This is a genomic window from Mariniluteicoccus endophyticus, from assembly GCF_054780035.1.
The window spans coordinates 26512-46700 of record NZ_BAAGXC010000016.1 but is presented as its reverse complement, the minus strand read 5'-3'; the positions used below and the strand labels follow the sequence as shown (position 1 = coordinate 46700).

The following is a 20189-nucleotide window of genomic DNA, read 5'->3' as shown; positions in this document are numbered from 1 at the left end:
ATTGAGGCATGACCAGCCAGGATAACGAGAAGCAGCCCTTCACCCCCAAGGTCCTCAAGACCGAGGCCGAGTGGCGCGCGCAGCTGTCCGACCTGGAGTTCGACGTGCTCCGCCGGGCTGGCACCGAGGCTCCGTTCGTCGGCGAGTACACCGACACGACGACCGAGGGCGTCTACCGGTGCAAGGGCTGTGGCGAGGAACTGTTCCGCTCCGAGACGAAGTTCTCGTCGCACTGCGGCTGGCCGTCGTTCTTCTCGCCGCTGGGCGAGGACCGCGTCGTCTATGTCGAGGACGACTCGCTGCCCGGCCGGCCTCGCGTCGAGGTGCGCTGCGCCTCGTGCGGGTCCCATCTGGGTCACGTCTTCGCCGGTGAGGGCTACGACACGCCGACCGACCTGCGCTACTGCATCAACTCCATCGCCATGACGCTGGAACCCACTCAGCGCGGCTGATGCCACTGTCCGCTCGAGGTCGTCTCTAGGTCGTCGTCGTGGGGGCGGCCCCTTGCCGCGGGTCGGCTCAGCCGCGCCACGAACGGACGATCTCGCCCAGCTCCCGGCGCCGTCCACTGTAGAAGGGGACCTCGACGCGTACGTGTCGACGGGCGCCCGAGGCGCGCAGGATGCGCATCAGGTCGACGATGCGGCCCATCTCGTCGGCCTCGAAGGCAAGGATCCACTCGAAGTCGCCCAGTGCGAATGACTGCATGGTGTTGGCGCGCACGTCGGGGTAGTCGCGGCCCATCGAGCCGTGCTCGACCAGCAGCGCACGACGCTCCTCGTCGGGCAGCAGGTACCACTCGTACGAGCGCACGAACGGGTAGACGCAGACATGGTCGCGCACCCGCTCGTCAGCCATGAAGGCCGGCACGTGGGACTTGTTGAACTCGGCCGGGCGGTGGACGGCCAGCTGGGACCACACCGGCTCGAGGGTGCGGCCCAGCGCGGTGGCACGGAACGTGTGGTATGCCTGCTGGATCGTCTCGTACTCCGGCGCGTGCCACCACACCATCAGGTCGGCGTCGGCGCGCAGCCCCGCCACGTCGTACCACCCGCGGACGACAAGGTCGCTGTCGCCACCGGTCAGCGGCTCCAACGCGGCGAGCGCGTCATCGGCGAGGCCAGCCTCCACGATCTCGGTGCGGCGGAAGACCGACCACATCGTGTAGCGCTGTGAGGCGTTGATCTCCTTGAGGCGGCTGGCGTTGGACTGGTGGTCGCTCATTCCTGCTCCTTCTTCTGATCCAGCGCGGCCCTGCGCAGCGCCGGTCCTTCGTCGTGGACGAGCTCGACGACACGGGTGAGCACCGTCGGGTCCGCCGACGGCGGGACGCCGTGACCGAGGTTGAAGATGTGACCGGGAGCGCTGGCGCCCTCGGCTACGACCCGTCGCACCTGGTCGGCCACGACCTCCCAGGGCGCCCCGAGGACAGCTGGGTCGAGGTTGCCCTGCAGCGCGAACCGCCCGCCGAGACGACGGTTGGCCTCGTCGAGCGGGATGCGCCAGTCGACGCCGACGACTTCGGCGCCCGCCTGGCCCATCAGCGGCAGCAGCTCGCCCGTGCCCACGCCGAAGTGGATCCGGGGGACGCCTGTTGCGGCCAGGCGGTCGAGGACCGTCGAGGCGTGCGGCATCGCGTACGTGCGGTAGTCGCGCGCCGACAGCGAACCGGCCCACGAGTCGAACAGCTGGATCGCCCGCGCTCCCCCGGCCACCTGGGCCTCCATGAACGTCGCCGACATGTCGGCCAGGCGCTGGCACAGCGCGTGCCACGTGTCGGGGTCGCCGAGCATCATCGCCTTGGTCGCGGCGTAGTCCTTCGACGGCCCGCCCTCGACGAGATAGCTGGCCAGCGTGAAGGGGGCACCCGCGAAGCCGAGCAGCGGGACCGGTGCGGCCTCACCGCCGAGCTCGGCGACCACGAGGCGGGCCGCCTCGGTGACGAATCCCAGCTGGTCGACGGTCAGCGGCGGGATCGCATCGACATCGGCCCGCGTGCGGACCGGCCGGCCGATGACCGGGCCGCGCCCGGGGACGATGTCGAGGTCGACCCCGGCCGCTTTCAGGGGGACGACGATGTCGGAGTAGAAGACCGCTCCGTCGACCCCGTGGCGTCGCACGGGCTGCATGGTGATCTCGCAGACCAGGTCGGGACGCATGCAGGCGTCCAGCATGGCGATGCCCTCACGGACCTGGCGGTATTCGGGCAGAGACCGACCCGCCTGGCGCATGAACCACACCGCCACGCGGTCCCCCTGGACGCCGCGGGCGGCATCGACGAGCGGGCTGGCGGTGGGGGTCGTCTCATTCACGCCCCACATCTTGGCACGTCCGACCGACGAACCCGCTCCCACAGGTCTCCGCGCCGGTGCCCCTCCCACCCGCTCCGCCGCCCGGCGCGCCTCACGGGCCGGGGATGGCCTTTGTGCGTACGCTCAGCAGGTGGCCGCACACACTGACTCGTTGATGGTCCCTCGGGCGTTCCGCCGCGTCGTCGCCGACATCGAGGGCCACGCCTGGAGACCCGAGCTCTCGATCGAGGAGATGCCCGCCCCCCAGCGCATCGCGCCGTTCGCGGCGGCGCTCACCGCCGACGTCGTGACCCACGAGGTCGAGGTGGGCAATGGTCGACTGGTGCTGCTGCACGACCCGCGCGGCAACGAGTCGTGGCAGGGCACCTTCCGCTGCGTGACGTACGCGAAGGCCGAGGTCGAGCCCGAGATGGTCGTCGACCCGCTGCTCGCCAGCGTCGGATGGTCGTGGCTCATCGATGCGCTCGACGCCCACGGCGCTCGCTACGAGGTGCCGTCCGGCACGGTCACCTCGGTGAACTCCGAGTCGTTCGGCGGCATGTCGGACGACCCGGCGCGCGCCGAGATCGAGATCCGGGCGTCCTGGACCCCCGACCTCGACGAGGACGGCTCCGGCATCGACGCCCATCTCGCCGCCTGGGGCGACCTCCTGTGCACCACCGCCGGCCTCCCCCCGCTGCCCCCGGGCGTCGTCATGATGCCGTCGCGGCGGGGATCCCACCGATGACCCCCCGCGGCGACGACGCCGCCCCCGCTGACACCGAGCCGGTCGAGGAGTTGCCCGTCCTGGCCGAGCCCGCCGACGGCACCCCCGCGGTCGTCGACACGCCGGAAGGGTTGCGTGCCACCGTCGAGGCGCTCGCCGCAGGCACCGGACCGGTCGCCGTCGACGCGGAGCGCGCCCACGGCTTCCGCTACTCCACCCGCGCCTACCTCATCCAGCTGCGCCGCGAGGGCTCCGGCACCCATCTGGTCGACCCCGTTGCCTTCCGACCAGACGGGCCCGGCAACGATGCCGCCGAGGCCGACCTCCACGAGCTCGCCGACGCCATCGCCGGCGCCGACTGGATCATCCACGCCGCCAGCCAGGACACCCCGTGCCTCGCGGCCGTGGGCATGGTGCCCAGGACGCTGTTCGACACCGAGCTGGCCGCGCGGCTCCTCGGGCTGCCGCGCGTGGGGCTCGGTGCGCTGGTGGAGCACTACTTCGGCGTACGCCTGCTCAAGGAGCATTCGGCGGCCGACTGGTCCAACCGCCCCCTGCCCGCCAACTGGCTGACGTACGCGGCGCTCGACGTCGAGCTCCTGATCGAGATGCGCGAGAAGGTCGCCGCCAACCTGGACGAGGCCGGCAAGTCCGAGTGGGCGCGGCAGGAGTTCGCACACCTCGCCGAGAAGGCGGCCCGGCCGCCCGTGGAGCGCACCGATCCCTGGCGACGCACGTCCGGGATCCACGGCGTACGCACCCCCGTCGGCATGGCGGTCGTCCGTGAGCTCTGGTACGCGCGCGATGAGATCGCACGTCGCCTCGATCGCTCACCGGGCAAGATCCTGCAGGACAGGGCGATCTCCGAGGTCGCCGCGGCCAAGGACCTTTCCCGCGCGACGCTGCGAGCCCACCCGGGCTTCCAGCGACGCTCGGCCAAGCGCTACGAGACGAACTGGATGGCCGCGGTCGACCGTGCGCAGGCGCTCGCCAGGGCCGACCTCCCGCCCGTCCACACCGCGCTCGACGGGCCTCCGCCCCCGCGCTCGTGGGAACACCGCCACCCGGAACGGTTCGCCCGTCACCAGCGCATGCGTGAGGTCATGAACGCGCTGGCCGACGAGCACACGATGCCCGCGGAGAACCTGCTGACCCCAGACACCTGGCGACGCCTCGCCTGGGAGAAGGACAGCCGGACCACCCGCGACGAGGTGGACGCCTTCTTGGCGGCGCACGAAGCGCGGCCGTGGCAGCGGGAGCTCACCGTGGCCGGTCTGCACGACGCGCTGGCCGACCCGGCCTGACGACCCGGGCGCACAAAAATAAAAAAGAGCGGCCACCGGTCCGCGAGACGCGCGCCTCCGGACTCTTCCGTCGCGATCCTACTTATGAGTAACATCACCCGCATGCGACGTGAGAACCACGAAGTCGTCTTCGTCGACGGCGTACGAACCCCCTTCGGAAAGGCCGGGTCCCTCTACGGGGAGACCCGAGCCGACGACCTGGTGGTGCACTGCATCCGTGAGCTGATGCGGCGCCACCCCGAGCTGCCCGCCGAGCGGGTCGACGAGGTCGCCATCGCGGCGACCACGCAGACCGGCGACCAGGGCCTGACCATCGGCCGCACCACCGCTCTGCTGTCCGGGCTGCCCAAGTCGGTGCCCGGCTTCGCCATCGACCGCATGTGCGCGGGCGCCATGACGGCGGTGACCACGACCGCGTCCGGCATCGGCTTCGGCGCGTACGACGTCGTCATCGCCGGCGGTGTCGAGCACATGGGCAACCACCCCATGGGTGAGGGCGCCGACCCCAACCCGCGCTTCATCGCCGAGAAGATCGTCGACGAGGACGCGCTGGTCATGGGCAAGACGGCCGAGAACCTCCACGACCGCTTCCCGGCCATCACCAAGGAGCGCTGCGACCAGTACGCAGTGATGAGCCAGGAGCGCGTCCAGAAGGCGTACGCCGACGGCGTCATCCAGGAGTCGCTCGTCCCGGTGGGCGTACGCTCCTCCGAGCTCGGCTGGGGCCTGGCCACGGTGGACGAGCCGCCGCGCCCCGGCACGACCGTCGAGGCGCTGGCCGGGCTGAAGACCCCGTTCCGCCCGCACGGCCACGTGACCCCGGGCAACGCCGCCGGCCTCAACGACGGCGCCACGGCCTGCATCCTCGCCTCCGGTGAGGTCGCCGAGGAGCTCGGGCTGCCGGTCGCCATGAAGATGGTCGGCTTCGCCTTCGCCGGCGTCGACCCGGCCGTGATGGGCGTCGGCCCCGTCCCGTCGACCGAGAAGGCGCTGGCCAAGGCCGGCCTGACGATCGACGACATCGGCGCGTTCGAGATCAACGAAGCCTTCGCCGTCCAGGTGCTCGCCTTCCTCGACCACTTCGGAATCGCGCAGGACGACGAGCGCGTCAACCCCTACGGCGGAGCCATCGCGCTCGGCCACCCGCTGGCGAGCTCCGGCGTACGCCTGATGATCCACCTGGCCCGGCAGTTCCGGGAGCGCCCGCAGGTCCGCTACGGCATCACCACAATGTGCATCGGACTGGGCATGGGCGGCACCGTCATCTGGGAGAACCCGAACTGGAACGGAGAGCAGGCATGACCGATCAGAGCACGGACTCCCTGACCATGTACGACGACTTCGACGCCATGCTCGCCCGCGCGGCCGACATGACCGCCGGCGACGCGGAGACCGGAGAGAAGGGCGAGGTCATCACCAAGGCGCTCGCCCGTGACATCGACCTGCCCCGCGGAGCGGGCAAGGCGGTGCTCATCACGCTCGACAACGGGCTCGACCACACGCGTCCGAACACGTTCGGCCCCGGCTCGTTGCGCGAGCTGTCGAAGGCGATCGACGCCGCCCAGTCGCGCGACGACATCGTCGCCATCGCCGTCACCGGCAAGCCGTTCATCACCGCCGCGGGCGCCGACCTGTCGCAGATCGCGAAGATCTCCGAGCACGACCAGGCCCGCCTGGTCGCCGAGGTCGGCCACGGCACCTTCTACAAGCTGTCGGAGTCGAAGGTCCCGACCTTCGCGTTCATCAACGGCCTGGCGCTGGGTGGTGGTTTCGAGGTGTGCCTGAGCTGCCACTACCGCACGATCAGCGCCTCGGCTCCGGCCGTCGCGTTCCCCGAGGTCTTCCTAGGCATCCTGCCCGGCTGGGGCGGCACCTACATGACGCCGAACCTCGTCGGTCCCCAGAAGGCCGTCGAGATCATCATCGGCAACGCGATGAACAACAACCGCATGATGAACGCCCCGCAGGTGCTCGAGGCCGGTCTGGCCGACGCCATGTTCGAGGGCGCCGACTATCTGGCGCGCTCGATCGACTGGATGGCCGGTGTCGTCAAGGGTGAGATCACGGTCGACCGACCCGAAATTCCGCGCGACGAGCAGACCTGGGTCGCAGCGCTCGAGGCCGGCAAGAAGATCGCCGACGGCAAGGTCTTCGGCGCCGCCCCGGCCCCCTACCGCGCTCTCGACTGCATCGCCGCTGCCCGCACCATGGACCGCGCCGAGGCCTACCGCAACGAGGACCAGGGCCTCGCCGACCTGGTGATGACCGAGGAGCACCGCGCGTCCCTGTACGCGTTCGACCTCGTCAACCGCCGCGCGAAGAGGCCCGCCGGTGCACCCGACAAGTCGCTGGCCCGCAAGGTCACCAAGGTGGGCGTCGTCGGCGCCGGTCTGATGGCCTCCCAACTCGCGCTGCTGTTCATCCGCCGCCTCGGCGTACCCGTCGTAATGTCCGACCTCGACCAGGAGCGCGCCGACCGCGGCAAGTCCTACGTGGACGGCGAGATCGACAAGCTGCTGGCCAAGAAGCGCATCTCCCCCGACAAGGCCAACGGCCTGAAGGCGCTCGTGTCGGTGACGACTGACCAGGCCGACTTCGGCGACTGCGACTTCGTCATCGAGGCCGTCTTCGAGGAGATGGGCGTCAAGCAGAAGGTGTTTGCCGGCGTCGAGGAGCACGTCCGTGAGGACTGCATCCTGGCCACCAACACCTCGTCGCTGTCGGTGACCGAGATGGCGTCGCAGCTCAAGCACCCCGAGCGTGTCGTCGGCTTCCACTTCTTCAACCCCGTCGCGGCCATGCCGCTGCTGGAGATCATCAGCGGTGAGAAGACCGACGACGAGACCCTCGCCACGGCGTTCGTCGTCGCCAAGGGCCTGAAGAAGAACGCCGTCGGCGTGAAGGACGCACCCGCGTTCGTCGTCAACCGCGTCCTGACCCGCCTGATGGGCGAGGTCATGGCGTGCGTCGACGAGGGCACCCCGCTCGAGCTCGCCGACCAGGCGTTGGCGCCGATCGGCTTGCCGATGACCCCGTTCACGCTGCTCCAGCTCGTCGGCCCCGCCGTCGCGCTCCACGTGGCCGAGACCCTGAACGGCGCCTTCGGCGGCGAGCGGTTCCCGGTGTCGAAGTCGCTGCAGGCGATCGTGGAGGCCAAGCTCCCTGGCGTCTACGACCGCGACGAGAAAGGCCGCCCGTTCATCCCCGAGCAGGTACGCGGCCTACTGGTGCAGGGCGACTCGCCGTCGACCGCCGAGCAGGTGCTCGAGCGTGCCGAGAAGGCGCTGGCCGAAGAGATCGGGCTGATGCTCGCCGAGGGTGTCGTCGCAGCCCCGATGGACATCGACCTGTGCATGATCCTCGGTGCCGGCTGGCCCTTCCACGCCGGTGGCATCACGCCCTATCTGGACCGTCGCGGCACGTCCGAGAAGGTCAACGGGCAGCGGTTCCTGCCGAAGGGCGTGGCCAGCCTCCCGGCCTGATCACCCCTGGTACGCGACGGCCCGGCACCCCCGAGGTGCCGGGCCGTCGTCATTCCCGGGTGCTTCTCAGCTGACGGTGATGTCGACGGCCACCGGGACGGTGTTGGTGCCGCGCCCGGCCTCGCACGGCACCGAGGTCTCCTGCCTCGAGCAGTACTGGTAGCTCAGGCTGGTCGTTCCCGGGCCCGTGGCCGTGACCTCCACGTAGGTTGGGCGCGTGTCTCCGCCGGGTGGCGGGTTGGCGGGTCCGGGTCCGGTGGTGATCCTCGCCGTGGCGATCGCCGGGTCAGGCTCGACCACGACCGCCCAACGGCCGCCGATGCTTGAGTTGGTCGTCCCGATCTCGATCTTCCTCGTCACACCGGGCTTCAACGTCAGCCCCCTCGGCTTGGGGGGTGTGGCCGTGCTCGTGCCGGACGGCGTACGCGTGGCCTCTGCGGTGGGCGAGGGGATGGAGGTCCCGGTCGGCGGCGTCGCGGTAGGGGTGGGCGTCGGGGCCGGGACGGGGATGCAGGCGGTCAGGGCAAGGCCCACGACCAGAAGGGGCGGGAACGGCTTCATCGACCAACGATCCCACTCGGCGGGGCCGTGCGGCCACCCGCACGACGTTGTCGAAGCGCTGCTCCCCTGCCAGGTTGTATCCCTCGCACGGCCCGGACCGGCAGAGACGGACGGTGACGCGCGTGCCCGTACCGGCACCGGGGGACGCTCTGAGGCAGGCAGTCCGTCGTCATCGACCGAGTCCGGACCCATCGGTCCCCTGCGCCCACGGTTCGTGGATCAGGCGAGCGCCTGCTCGATCTTGGTGATCACGCCCTGCTCGACGCCCGAGTTGCCCTTGGCCGCCTCGGCGACGTCGTGGGCCGACTGGAGGACGAAGGCGCGGAAGCCGTCGGCCAGTGCAGGCGACTTGGCGGCCAGCAGCTGCTTCGAGGCGGTCAGTTCGGCGAGGACGGCGGTCTCGAGGCCGGCCTTGTCCTGGGCCTTCGGCATGTCGGGCAGGCCGCCGGCCTTCATGATGTCCTGAATCTCCGGCGTGGCGCTCTGGAGCGCCTTGCCGGCGGCCATCGACTCCTTGAGCGCGTCGAAGAAGCCGGGCTCGGCACCCGACACGAGGGCACCAGCCATCATGGCGGCGGAGCGTACGCGCTTCTTCTCCTCGTCGGTCAGCGGGGCACCGCTGGGGGCCGCCTGGGGAGCCGCCGGCTCGGTCGGCACGTCGGGCGTGCCCTTCGGCTCGGTCTCGATGCTCTGGGGCTGCTGGTTTTCCGTCATGGGAACCCTCCGTCCCGCGGCCGTGGCCGCGTCGTGATGTGGCTCACCAGTCTGCCGTACGCGTCGGACGCGGCGGGAGGGGGTCCCCGAAAATGTCGACTTTCTCAGCGGGCTCAGAGCTGGGACGACTCGCGCTCGCGCAGGGCGGTCTCGGTGGCCGCCCGTGCAATGTCCTGGGCCGTCAGGCCCAGCTCGGCCAGGATCTCCGAGCGGGAGCCCTGGTCGAGGAAGCGCTGCTCGATGCCGAACTCGCGCAGCGGCGTGAACACGCCCCGGCGGCGGAACTCCTGCGACAGACGGGCGCCCATGCCCCCCACGAGGCCCGAGTCCTCGATCGAGAGAACGAGGTCGTGGTCGACGGCCAGGGCGGCGAGGGCCGGGTTCACCGGGAGCGCCCACACGGGATCGACCACGGTCACCCCGATGCCATGCTGGGCGAGGCGGTCGGCCGCCTCCAGCGCCGTCTCGACCATCGGCCCGTACGCCACCACGAGCACGCTGGCGTCCTCGTCACGGCGCAGGATGTCGAGGCCGTCGCGACAGTCGACGGGCTCGACGTCCGGACGCAGGTCCTTGCCGTATCGCACGACGGAGACGGCGTCGTCGATCTCGACGGCCGTGTCCAGCGCCGCGCGCAGGCGTTTCTCGTCACGGGGAGCCGCCAGATGGATGCCCGGCACGACGTTCAGGATCGACATGTCCCACATGCCGTTGTGGCTCGCGCCGTCGGGGCCCGTCACACCCGAGCGGTCGAGGGCGAACGTGACGCCCCGTCGATGCAGCGCGCAGTCCATCAGGACCTGATCGAAGGCCCGGTTGAGGAACGTCGAGTAGACGGCGACGACCGGGTGGAGGCCGGAGGCCGACAGTCCGGCGGCAGACGTCGCCGCGTGCTGCTCGGCGATGCCGACGTCGAAGGTGCGGTCGGGGAAGGCCGCTGCGAACCGGTGGAGACCCGTGGGGTGCAGCATCGCTGCGGTGATCGCCACCACGTCCTTGCGGCGGCGGCCGATCTCGACCATCTGCTCGCTGAAGACGTCAGTGCAGGTGCGGGTCACGGTCGCGGAGAGGGGCTCGCCGGTGACGTCGTCGATCTTGCCGACGGAGTGGAAGCGGTCCTCCTCGTGCTCCTCCGCGGCCTTGAAGCCCCGGCCCTTGTCGGTGATGACGTGGACGATCACGGGGCCGCCGAAGTTCTTGGCCTGTCGCAGCGCGCGCTCGAGCGCGGTGATGTCGTGGCCGTCGATCGGCCCCACATATTTCATGCCGACGTCGGCGAACAGGCCTTGGGGTGCAAGGACGTCCTTGAGGCCGATCTTCAGGCCGTGGAGCCACTCGTACGCAGGCTTGCCGACCACCGGGGTGTTCGTGACGGTCTGGCGGAGCACGTCGAGGGTCTGCTCGTAGCGGCGGTCGGTCCGCAGACCCGTGAGCTGGTCGGCGAGACCACCCACCGTCGGCGTGTAGGAGCGACCGTTGTCGTTGGCGACGATGACCAGCGGAAGGTCCTTCTGGACGGCGATGTTGTTGACCGCCTCCCAGGCCATGCCGCCGGTCAGTGCGCCGTCACCGATCACGGCGACGACCGTGCGGTCGTCGGCGCCCTGCAGGTGGAGACCTTTCGCCAGCCCCTCGGCCCACGACAGCGACGAGGACGCGTGCGACGACTCGACCCAGTCGTGCTCGGACTCGGCACGGCTCGGGTAGCCGGAGAGCCCACCCTTTTGTCGAAGGGTCGGGAACATCTCACGCCGACCGGTGAGGATCTTGTGGACATAGGACTGGTGACCGGTGTCGAAGATGAACGGGTCGCGCGGCGAGTCGAAGACGCGATGGAGCGCCATCGTCAGCTCGACGACGCCGAGGTTGGGGCCGAGATGGCCTCCGGTGCGACTGACATTGGTGACGAGGAACGCACGGATCTCGGCCGCGAGCTCGTCGAGCTGAATGCGGTCGAGGGCGCGGAGGTCGTTCGGCTCACCGATCCGGTCCAACAAGGGCATGCTGGCCAGTTTAGGGGGTTCGCCCCCAAAACGTCGTCAGCCGGCGGTCGTGGTCGGCCACGGGTCGCGTACGACCACGATCCCCGCCCCTACAGGCGGCGGATGAAGACCTTGCCGCGCAACGCCTCCTCGACCAGCGCGACGCCTCGGCGGACGCGTACGAGATGGGCCGACTCTCGCTGCCAGGCCTCGGCGGCGTCGTCGACGACCTGGGGCGGCACGTGGTCGCCCAGGCTCGCCCGCACCCCGGCGAGCCCCGTCTTCGTCGCTTCGATCTGGCTCTCGACGAACCGTGCGGCGAACCCGGCGAGCACGACCGGATGACGTCGCAGCACCGGGTAGGCACGGAAGTCTGCGGGGCACTGGTCGAACAGCCACGCGGTCGCCGTCGCCTCCCAGTCGGGCGCGCCCGGCGGGCGCACCTCGTCGGGCCAGCCCGGCGGCACGTAGATCGCGCTCGCCAACTCGTCGTCGCGTCGGCTCCCCCGCCGCATCGCCAGCTGTGTCATGACCCCTCCTCGGATTCGAACTCGTGTTCGATGCTAGGTGATGGGTCCGACAGTTTTCAATGGCGCTCCAACCGGGTGGACGCCGGGCGTCACCGCGGTCGGTCCTCCCGCTCGGCCAACTCGTCGGCCAGGACGCCGTCGCGGGGGAAGCCGCCCCGGCGGCTGGACGTGATGGCGTAGGCGAGCAGTAGGATCACCAAGTAGGGCAGCCCCGCCAACCACGCCACGCGCAGGCTCTCGATGAAGACCAGGCTCACGCCCACCGCGACCAGCGCCACGATCGCGATCCCAGCGGTAAGACGCGGGGCCGCAAGGGTCATGGACGCCCGGGGCAGGGCCAGCCGCGCGCGACGCACCTTGAAGGCCACATAGGTGCACATGATCATCAGCCAGGTCAGCCACAGACCGAAGACGAGCACGCCGAAGAGCATCTGGAACGCGTCGTCGGGACGCACGATCGCCAGCACCGACGCGACGGCCATGCCAATCGTGGCGAGCAGCACCGCGTTGCGCGGGGCGCCCGTGCGCGTCGTCCGGCCGACGGCCGCCGGGGCCATCCCCTGCTGACCCAGCGAGTGCAGCATGCGCGAAGACGCGTACAGGCATCCGTTGCCCGACGACATGGCCGCGGTGATCAGGATGAAGTTCATGATGCCGGCGGCGGCCGGGATGCCGGCGGCGGCCAGAACCCGCACGAACGGGGAACTGGCGACGGTGCCGTCGCCCTGGGCCGAGACCGTCCACGGCTCGAGGGTGACGACGATCGCGATGGCACCCACGTAGAACAGCACGAGGCGGAAGATCATGGCGCGCGCCGCACGCGGGATGTCCCGCTCGGGTTGCGAGGACTCGGCCGCGGTGAGCGAGACGTTCTCGGCGCCGCCGAACGAGAAGATCGCCATGACCGCGCCGACCAGGATCGCGCCCCAACCGTTGGGCGCGAAGCCGCCGTGCTCGGTCAGGTTGCCGAACCCCGTCGCCGGGCGTGACGGCAGGCCGACCACGATGAGCACCAGACCGAGCAGGATGAAGACGACGACCATCGTGACCTTGATGATCGAGAACCAGTACTCGGACGCGCCGTAGATCTTCACCGCGAGGATGTTGATCACCACCAGCAGCAACGAGAACATCACCGTCGCCAGCCCGAGGTTGACCTCGGGCCACCAGAACGTCAGATAGCTCGCCGACGCGACGACCTCGGCGCCGACCGCGATGCACATCGTCACGGCCACGTTCCAGCGGGCGATCCAGCCCCCGAGCGGGCCGAGGTACGCGTGGGCCGACGCGCCGAACCCTCCGGCGACCGGGTGCTTCACGGTCATCTCTGCGAGCGCGAACACGATGACCAGGGCGAGCAGGCCGCACAGGGCGTACGACACGATGATGCCCGGGCCGGTCACGGAGATCATCGATCCCGAGCCCAGAAACAGGCCGGTGCCGAGCGCACCTGACAGACCGATCATGGAGATCTGGGCACTCGTCAAGCCACGCTGCAGACCGTCGTGGTCGCCGTCGTGGAAGTCCTTGGGCTCGTCGTGCGGTGTTGCCATTGGGTGTTCCTTTCGTCACCGACGACCGTAGGACCGCCTGACCCCTGGGCACGGCGAGTGAGACCCACATACGGCGTGATGATGATCACGCGTGCTCACAGAAGGCGGTCTGCGGGAGACTCGGTGCATGGACCACGACATCGTCTGTGCCGCCGTCCGCGGCGACCTCGAGGTCGTCGAGGTGCTCCGTGACGACCACGTCATCGCCTTCCTCGACCACCGCCCGCTCTTCAAAGGCCACGTGCTGGTGTGCCCGCTCGCCCACGTCGACGACCTGATGACGCTGCCGGCCGAGTCGGTCGGCCCCTTCTTCGAACACGTCCAGCAGGTGTCCACCGCCGTCGTCGAGGCCCTGGGCTGCACCGGCACATTCGTGTCCATGAACAACCGCGTCTCGCAGTCGGTCCCGCACCTGCACTGCCACGTCGTCCCGCGCACGAAAGGCGATGGCCTCAAGGGCTTCTTCTGGCCGCGGACACGGTACGCCGACGGCGAGGCTGAGGGGTATGCGATCCGCATTCGCGCCGCCCTGCAGGCCGGGTGACGGGACTCCCCCCGATGGCACCCTGACCGTTCCCGAGGGCGACCCCGGGAACGGTCCCGGGGCGCACCGCGGCCACCTAGATTCTGGGCCATGACCACCGCACCGATCGTCGCGCACGAGGCCATCACCGACGCTACTCCTCGCCTGCCCCGTCTGGCCGCCCTCACCCTCGCACTGTCCTTCGTCGGCATCGTCGCCGCCACCGTCCCGTTCCTCGACCCCGCCACCGCCTACCCCGAGTGGCTGACCGCCGCCGGGCGATGGATCCCCGGCCTCGCGTCCCTCGTCGCCCTGCTGGTCCTCCGCCCGCGGAGCCTGCGGGACCTGCCGACCCTGTGGGGTCTGCGTACCGGGGGCTGGCGCACGGTGCTGGCCGGGATGCTGACCGCGGTTGCGTCTCTGCTCGCGGTGACCTTCGCCGTGGTCCTTCTCGGCACGTGGCTCGGTTGGGTCGAGATGAAGCCGCTGCCGCTGGTGGGCGCCGCGCTCCTCGCCCTGCCCCTCTACCTCGTCGTGGGCTCGATCAGCACGCTGGGAGAGGAGGTCGTCTGGCGCGGCCTGCTCCCCCGGACGCTCGGGTCCGGGATCTGGCCCACCGCAGCGCTCGTTGCGGTCCTGTGGATGCTGTGGCACGTCCCCCAGCTCGGGATGTTCGTGGCCCGTGGCGAGATGCCCGTGCGGGAGATGGTTGCCTCGCTGGTGGGCATCGCCTTCTGGTCGCTGCCGCTGAGCGCTCTGGCGCACCGGTTCGGGAGCGTCTGGCCGGCCGTCGTGGGCCACGCGCTGCCGTTCCGCCCGGGGTCTCTGGCGGCAGCCCTGCCCGCCGACACGGTGGCGTTCTGGGCGTTCTGCGCGGTGGAGTGCGCCGCGAATCTCGGCCTCGCCCTGTTCATCGCGCGCCGCTGATCCCGCCACGACCCATCATGGGCGGGGTCGACTCCACGGCGCCGTCACCCCGACATCGTCGCTGCGCTGAGGTCAGCCTCAGGGGACGCACGAGGGGCCCCGGGCGAACCCGAGGCCCCTCTGGGGTGCTGCTATGGCTGAGTATCAGGCTTTGGCCATGTTGCGCAACACGTACTGCAGGATGCCGCCGTTGAGGTAGTAGTCACGCTCACCCGGCGTGTCGATGCGGACGACCGCGTCGAACGTAGTGACCTTGCCGTCGGGCGCGGTCGCGGTGACCTTCATGGTCTTGGGCGTGACGCCCTGGTTGAGCTCGGAGACACCCGCGATGTCGAAGGTCTCCTCACCCGTGAGGCCCAGCGAGTCGGCCGACTCGCCCTCGGGGAACTGAAGCGGGAGGACGCCCATGCCGATGAGGTTCGAGCGGTGGATGCGCTCGAAGCTCTCGGTGATGACGGCCTTGATGCCGAGCAGCGCCGAGCCCTTGGCCGCCCAGTCGCGCGACGAGCCGGAGCCGTACTCCTTGCCGCCCAGGACGACCAGCGGGGTGCCGGCGGCCTGGTAGTTCACCGAGGCGTCGTAGACGAACCCGACGGGGCCACCCTCTTGGGTGAAGTCACGCGTGTAGCCGCCCTCGGTGCCCGGGGCGATCTGGTTGCGCAGACGGATGTTGGCGAAGGTGCCGCGCATCATGACCTCGTGGTTGCCGCGGCGCGAACCGTAGCTGTTGAAGTCCTTCGGCGCGACGCCGTGCTCGATCAGGTACTGACCGGCCGGGGTGTCGGCCTTGATGTTGCCGGCCGGCGAGATGTGGTCGGTCGTGACCGAGTCGCCGAGCTTGAGCAGCACGCGGGCACCGGTGATGTCAGTGACCGGGGTGGGCTCTGCCGGCATGCCCTCGAAATACGGGGGCTTGCGGATGTAGGTCGACTCCTCGGCCCACTCGAAAGTCTTGCCCTCCGGCGTCGGCAGCGACTGCCACTTCTCGTCACCGGCGAACACGTCGGCGTAGTTGCGCGTGAACATCTCCGAGTCGATCGCTCCGTCAATGGCGGCCTGGATCTCGTCGGTCGATGGCCAGATGTCGGCCATGAAGACGTCGTTACCCTGCTCGTCCTGGCCGATCGGCTCGGTGGCGAGGTCGATGTCCATCGTGCCGGCGAGGGCGTACACGACGACCAGCGGCGGCGAGGCCAGATAGTTCATCTTGACGTCGGGCGAGATGCGCCCCTCGAAGTTGCGGTTGCCCGAGAGCACCGCGGTGACGGCGAGGTCGTTGTCGTTGATCGCGGTCGAGACCTCGGGGATCAGCGGGCCGGTGTTGCCGATGCAGGTCGCGCAGCCGTAGCCGGCCAGGTTGAACCCGACCTTGTCGAGGTACGGCCACAGGCCAGCCTTCTCGTAGTAGTCGGTGACGACCTTCGAGCCCGGAGCCATCGTGGTCTTGACCCACGGCTTGCGGGTCAGGCCCTTCTCGACGGCCTTCTTCGCGACGAGACCAGCGGCCATCATGACCGACGGGTTCGACGTGTTGGTGCACGAGGTGATCGACGCGACGGTGACGGCGCCGTGGTCGAGGGTGAACGTCTCCCCGGTCGACAGCGTGACCTCGGTCGGGTTCGACGGGCGGCCCGGGACGAGCTTGCGGGCAGCGCCCACCACGTCACCGGCGACCTCGATGGCCTTCTCGACCAGGCCAGCGACGCCGACCTTCTCGCCCTCGGTGTCGGCGTTGGACGCCGGGGCGTCAGAGGCGGGGAACGAGTCGGCGACGGTCTTGTCGTGGCCGGCCTCGTCCGAGAGTTCCTTGGCGTAGTTCTTGACGTCGGCGCGGAACTGCTTCTTCGAGTCGGACAGCAGGATGCGGTCCTGCGGACGCTTGGGTCCCGAGATCGACGGGACGACCGTCGACAGGTCGAGCTCGAGGTACTCCGAGTACTTCGCCTCGCGCGTGGTGTCGAGCCAGAGGCCCTGCTCCTTGGCGTACGTCTCGACCAGGGCGATCTGCTGCTCGTCGCGGCCGGTGAGGCGCAGGTAGTCGACCGTCTTCTCGTCGATCGGGAAGACGCCGATGGTGGAACCGAACTCGGGGCTCATGTTGCCGATCGTGGCGCGGTTGGCCAGCGGGATCGAGGCAACGCCCTCACCATAGAACTCGACGAACTTGCCGACGACCTTGTGCTCGCGAAGCATCTGGGTGATCGTCAGGACCAGATCGGTGGCGGTGACACCGTCGTTGAGCTCACCGGAGAGCTTGAAGCCCACGACGCGCGGGATGAGCATCGAGACGGACTGGCCGAGCATCGCCGCCTCGGCCTCGATGCCGCCGACGCCCCAGCCCACGACGCCGAGGCCGTTGACCATGGTCGTGTGGGAGTCGGTGCCCACGCAGGTGTCGGGGTAGGCCTGAAGGACACCGTTCACCTCGCGCGGGAAGATGACGCGCGCCAGCTTTTCGATGTTGACCTGGTGGACGATGCCCGTGTCCGGCGGGACGACCTTGAAGTCGTCGAACGCGGTCTGGCCCCAACGCAGGAACTTGTAGCGCTCCTCGTTGCGCTCGTACTCGATGTCGACGTTCTTCTGGAACGCCTGCGGGGTGCCGAAGGCCTCGATGATGACGGAGTGGTCGATGACCATCTCGGCAGGCGAGAGCGGGTTCACCTTCTCGGGGTCGCCACCCATGTCGGTGATGGCTTCGCGCATCGTGGCCAGATCGACGACACAGGGGACGCCGGTGAAGTCCTGCATGATCACGCGGGCCGGGGTGAACTGGATCTCCTTGGACGGCTGGGCGTTCTCGTCCCACTGGGCGAGCGCACGGATGTCGTCGGCGGTGATGTTCGCGCCGTCCTCGGTGCGCAGGAGGTTCTCCAGCAGCACCTTCAGGCTGTAGGGGAGGTTCTCGGAACCCTCCACCGCGTCAAGCCGGAAGATCTCGTAGGTCGTGCCGGCCACATCGAGGTTGGCCTTGGCTCCAAAACTGTTGACACTCATGCGCTCAGCTCCTGGGCTCGTTCTTCGTCTTCGGCGGCGCTGTCACCGCGCAAAATCTCTTGACGTCAAGATATCACGTCAGGATCAAGACAAGTCTGCTCCCCCGTGCCCGCGCCACGTCACTTAGGTCCGCCTCACCTGCCGGGAGCGGTCACCGCATCTTGCTCGGCGACCGCCCGCATCACCGGCCGCAGGTCCATCCACCACTGGTTGCGCGGTCGGCGCACGACGGTGTCGGCGTCATCGAACATCCGGTCCATCCCTCGGGACTGGACCCGCCCCTCGACCAGCCCCACGTGGAACGAGCCGGGCTCGTCGCTGGCGATCTCGGCGTCGAGGCGCTCCAGCGCGTACGCCACCATGCGCGTGGCCAGCACCCGGTCCGCGGGGGTCGGGTTCCCGCCCTGCTGGAGGTGACCCAGCACGGCCTGGCGGACGTCGAACAGGTCGCCGCCCTCCTCCTCGAAAAGACGGGCCATGAAGTCGGTCGTGTAGAGCGGGTTGGCCTCCTCGTTGCGGATCGCGAGGTGGAGACGACGCCCGTTGCGGAATCCCTCGTTGAGCTTGCGGCAGTCCTCGACGAGGTCCGAGAGTGTGACGCCCTCCTCGTTGAGGTAGACCCTCTCGGCGCCCCCGGCCAGCCCACCCATCAGGGTCAGGTAGCCGCAGTGGCGCCCCATGGTCTCGACGACGAAGCACCGCTTCGACGCCGACGCGGACTGCTTGATGCGGTCGATGCACCCGACGATCTCGTTCAGCGCGGTGTCGGCGCCGATGGCCGTCTCGGAGAAAGGGAGGTTGTTGTCGATGCTCGCGGGGATGCAGGCGATCGGGATGCGGAACCCCGGGTAGCGGCCCTTCTCGTCGTGGAGGAGCTTCGCCGCCAGGTAGGCGTTCCAGCCGCCGATCACGAGGAGCCCGTCGATGCGCTGGTCCTCGATGGTCCGGCCGATCGGGTAGAGCTCCTCGACCGGCGGGATCGTCCGCCGGGTGCCCAGCTCGGCACCACCCAAGGGCGCCCAGCCCTCCACGTCACCCCATGACAGCTCGCGTACGCGACCGTCCCGCAGGCCCGGGAACCCGCCGTTGACGCCCAGCATCTGGTAGCCGCGCTCCAACCCGAGCCTTACGGCGGCGAAGGCCGCGGCGTTCATGCCCGGTGCCAGCCCGCCGGCGTGCACGATCGCGATGCGCTTCGCGTCGGCCGGCGCCTCGACCGCGGGTGGCTCAGACATGTTGGTGAAGATGTCGAACAGCTCGGTGAACGAGCCACCGCGCATCGCCATCGCCGCTTGGTGATCACCGGCCGCGATCAGTCGCGGCACCTCACGCGTACGCTCGACCGCCTCCATGAGCGGGACCTTCGCGATTCGGTTGAACCGGTCGCCGATCACGTGTGCGGTGGACTCCGGCGTGGCCTCGAGCACCTCGTGGGCCGCCGCGTAGCCCAGCCAGGTCGACATCCACCGGTCGAAGGCGCTCGGCGACCCGCCCCGCTGCACGTGGCCCAGGATCGTGACGCGTGTGTCTTCGTCGAGCTCGGCCTCGATGACGCCGCGCACGTACTCGGCGGTGATCGGCTTGCCGGAGGCGTCCTGGGCGCCCTCGGCGACGATCACAATGGAGTCGCGTCGTCCGGCGGCCCGGCCACGACGCAGCTCGGCGCACATGCGCTGCTCCCAGCCGTCGGCGGGCGGGGACTCGGGCAGCAGGACGAAGTCACAGGGTCCGGCGATGGCGGCCATCAGTGCGAGATAGCCGCAGTGGCGTCCCATGACCTCGACGACGAACCCGCGCTGGTGGGACGCCGCGGTCGAGCCCAGCGCGTCGATGGCGTCGACGATGCGCTGCAGGGCCGAGTCGGCCCCGATGGTGGTGTCGGTGCCAACGAGGTCGTTGTCGATCGACCCCACGATGCCGGCGATCATCAGCATCGGGTGGGCCTCGGCGGTCTCTGCGTCGATCTCGCCCGCGTCGCGCAGCGCCGCCACGTGGTCGGGCCACTCCTGACGGAACTGGTCGAGGCCCGACAGCGAGCCGTCGCCACCGATGACGACGAGGCGGTCGATCCCCGCCCTCAGCAGGTGCAGGGCCGCCTTGCGTCGCCCCCACTCCTCGCGGAAGTCCTTGGAGCGGTAGGTGCCGATCACCGTGCCGCCGCGGTGGAGGATCGAGCCCACGTCGTCCCAGTCGGCCCTGGTGATGCCCTCTCCCCCATCGACGAGCCCCTGGAACCCCTCGTGGACGAGGTGGACCTCGGCCCCCAGGTTCAGGGCGGTCCGGACGACTCCGCGGACCGCGGCGTTCATGCCCTGCGCGTCACCACCCGAGGTGAGAACGGCCATCTTGACGGGGGCGGCATCGGTCATGGGTCCTCCTTGGAGCGGGGCGTCGGCTCCCATCCTGCCGTTCGCCCCGACGCGGCCGGGGCGGGGGTGTGACCGTGACCCTCGCGCCCGCACGCCGCCGCAGATCGATCACGCCCGCGGCGCGCCCGTCGATCTGCGCGGGGTCCTCGTCGGAGGCCACGTGCGTGCCAGATCAGCCAAAAGTTCACCCCAGACCCGCCTGGATGGGCTTCCAGGGCCAACTTCTTGA

At 69.7% G+C, this 20189-nt stretch carries 16 protein-coding genes; 7 read left to right on the top strand and 9 right to left on the bottom strand.

Annotated elements, in window-relative coordinates:
* Positions 1 to 8 precede the first annotated feature (8 nt).
* Positions 9 to 452, top strand: a complete 444-nt coding sequence (gene msrB, locus ACYVGD_RS05520; RefSeq protein ID WP_460741988.1) for a peptide-methionine (R)-S-oxide reductase MsrB — start codon at positions 9 to 11, stop codon at positions 450 to 452.
* Positions 453 to 519: 67 nt separating this feature from the next.
* Here msrB and hemQ read toward each other — a convergent pair whose 3' ends face one another.
* A complete protein-coding gene (gene hemQ / locus ACYVGD_RS05515) occupies positions 520 to 1224 on the bottom strand; it encodes a hydrogen peroxide-dependent heme synthase (RefSeq protein ID WP_460741987.1) in 705 nt (234 codons plus the stop codon).
* Positions 1221 to 2321: a uroporphyrinogen decarboxylase gene (gene hemE, locus ACYVGD_RS05510; RefSeq protein ID WP_460741986.1), complete on the bottom strand. Its 1101-nt coding sequence runs from the start codon at positions 2319 to 2321 to the stop codon at positions 1221 to 1223. The genes hemQ and hemE overlap by 4 nt, the downstream gene beginning before the upstream one ends.
* A gap of 121 nt (positions 2322 to 2442) precedes the next feature.
* On the opposite strand from hemE, the gene ACYVGD_RS05505 reads away from it, so the two are divergent.
* From ACYVGD_RS05505 to ACYVGD_RS05490, 4 genes are all read left to right on the top strand, one after another.
* Entirely contained in the window at positions 2443 to 3039 is a 597-nt protein-coding gene (locus ACYVGD_RS05505) for a DUF3000 domain-containing protein (protein WP_460741985.1), read from the top strand.
* Positions 3036 to 4322 (top strand): HRDC domain-containing protein, encoded by a 1287-nt coding sequence (locus ACYVGD_RS05500; protein WP_460741984.1) that lies wholly within the window; start codon positions 3036 to 3038, stop codon positions 4320 to 4322. The genes ACYVGD_RS05505 and ACYVGD_RS05500 overlap by 4 nt, the downstream gene beginning before the upstream one ends.
* A gap of 102 nt (positions 4323 to 4424) precedes the next feature.
* Positions 4425 to 5624 carry a thiolase family protein gene (locus tag ACYVGD_RS05495; RefSeq protein WP_460741983.1) on the top strand — a complete coding sequence of 400 codons (1200 nt, stop codon included), beginning with the start codon at positions 4425 to 4427 and terminating at the stop codon, positions 5622 to 5624.
* Positions 5621 to 7804 (top strand): 3-hydroxyacyl-CoA dehydrogenase NAD-binding domain-containing protein, encoded by a 2184-nt coding sequence (locus ACYVGD_RS05490; protein WP_460741982.1) that lies wholly within the window; start codon positions 5621 to 5623, stop codon positions 7802 to 7804. Before ACYVGD_RS05495 ends, ACYVGD_RS05490 begins: the two co-directional genes overlap by 4 nt.
* A 66-nt stretch (positions 7805 to 7870) precedes the next feature.
* Here the strand turns inward: ACYVGD_RS05490 and ACYVGD_RS05485 are convergent, their stop codons facing one another.
* From ACYVGD_RS05485 to ACYVGD_RS05465, 5 genes are all read right to left on the bottom strand, one after another.
* Positions 7871 to 8365: a hypothetical protein gene (locus tag ACYVGD_RS05485; RefSeq protein WP_460741981.1), complete on the bottom strand. Its 495-nt coding sequence runs from the start codon at positions 8363 to 8365 to the stop codon at positions 7871 to 7873.
* 219 nt (positions 8366 to 8584) lie between these two features.
* Entirely contained in the window at positions 8585 to 9079 is a 495-nt protein-coding gene (locus ACYVGD_RS05480; RefSeq protein ID WP_460741980.1) for a hypothetical protein, read from the bottom strand.
* Positions 9080 to 9192: 113 nt separating this feature from the next.
* Positions 9193 to 11082, bottom strand: coding sequence for a 1-deoxy-D-xylulose-5-phosphate synthase (dxs, locus tag ACYVGD_RS05475; protein WP_460741979.1), 1890 nt, complete (start codon positions 11080 to 11082; stop codon positions 9193 to 9195).
* Between the two features lie 89 nt (positions 11083 to 11171).
* A complete protein-coding gene (locus ACYVGD_RS05470) occupies positions 11172 to 11591 on the bottom strand; it encodes a hypothetical protein (RefSeq protein WP_460741978.1) in 420 nt (139 codons plus the stop codon).
* Positions 11592 to 11680: 89 nt separating this feature from the next.
* Positions 11681 to 13144, bottom strand: coding sequence for an amino acid permease (locus ACYVGD_RS05465; protein WP_460741977.1), 1464 nt, complete (start codon positions 13142 to 13144; stop codon positions 11681 to 11683).
* A 127-nt stretch (positions 13145 to 13271) separates the two neighbouring features.
* Here ACYVGD_RS05465 and ACYVGD_RS05460 point away from each other — a divergent pair, with 127 nt between their 5' ends.
* Both ACYVGD_RS05460 and ACYVGD_RS05455 read left to right on the top strand, forming a co-directional pair.
* A complete protein-coding gene (locus ACYVGD_RS05460; RefSeq protein WP_460741976.1) occupies positions 13272 to 13688 on the top strand; it encodes an HIT family protein in 417 nt (138 codons plus the stop codon).
* A gap of 90 nt (positions 13689 to 13778) precedes the next feature.
* On the top strand, positions 13779 to 14594 hold the full coding sequence (locus tag ACYVGD_RS05455; protein ID WP_460741975.1) for a CPBP family intramembrane glutamic endopeptidase: 816 nt from the start codon (positions 13779 to 13781) through the stop codon (positions 14592 to 14594).
* A 144-nt stretch (positions 14595 to 14738) separates the two neighbouring features.
* On the opposite strand, the gene ACYVGD_RS05450 is transcribed toward ACYVGD_RS05455, so the two are convergent.
* Both ACYVGD_RS05450 and ACYVGD_RS05445 read right to left on the bottom strand, forming a co-directional pair.
* Positions 14739 to 17591 carry an aconitate hydratase gene (locus ACYVGD_RS05450; RefSeq protein ID WP_460741974.1) on the bottom strand — a complete coding sequence of 951 codons (2853 nt, stop codon included), beginning with the start codon at positions 17589 to 17591 and terminating at the stop codon, positions 14739 to 14741.
* 134 nt (positions 17592 to 17725) lie between these two features.
* Positions 17726 to 19960 carry a 6-phosphofructokinase gene (locus tag ACYVGD_RS05445; protein ID WP_460741973.1) on the bottom strand — a complete coding sequence of 745 codons (2235 nt, stop codon included), beginning with the start codon at positions 19958 to 19960 and terminating at the stop codon, positions 17726 to 17728.
* Positions 19961 to 20189 lie beyond the last annotated feature (229 nt).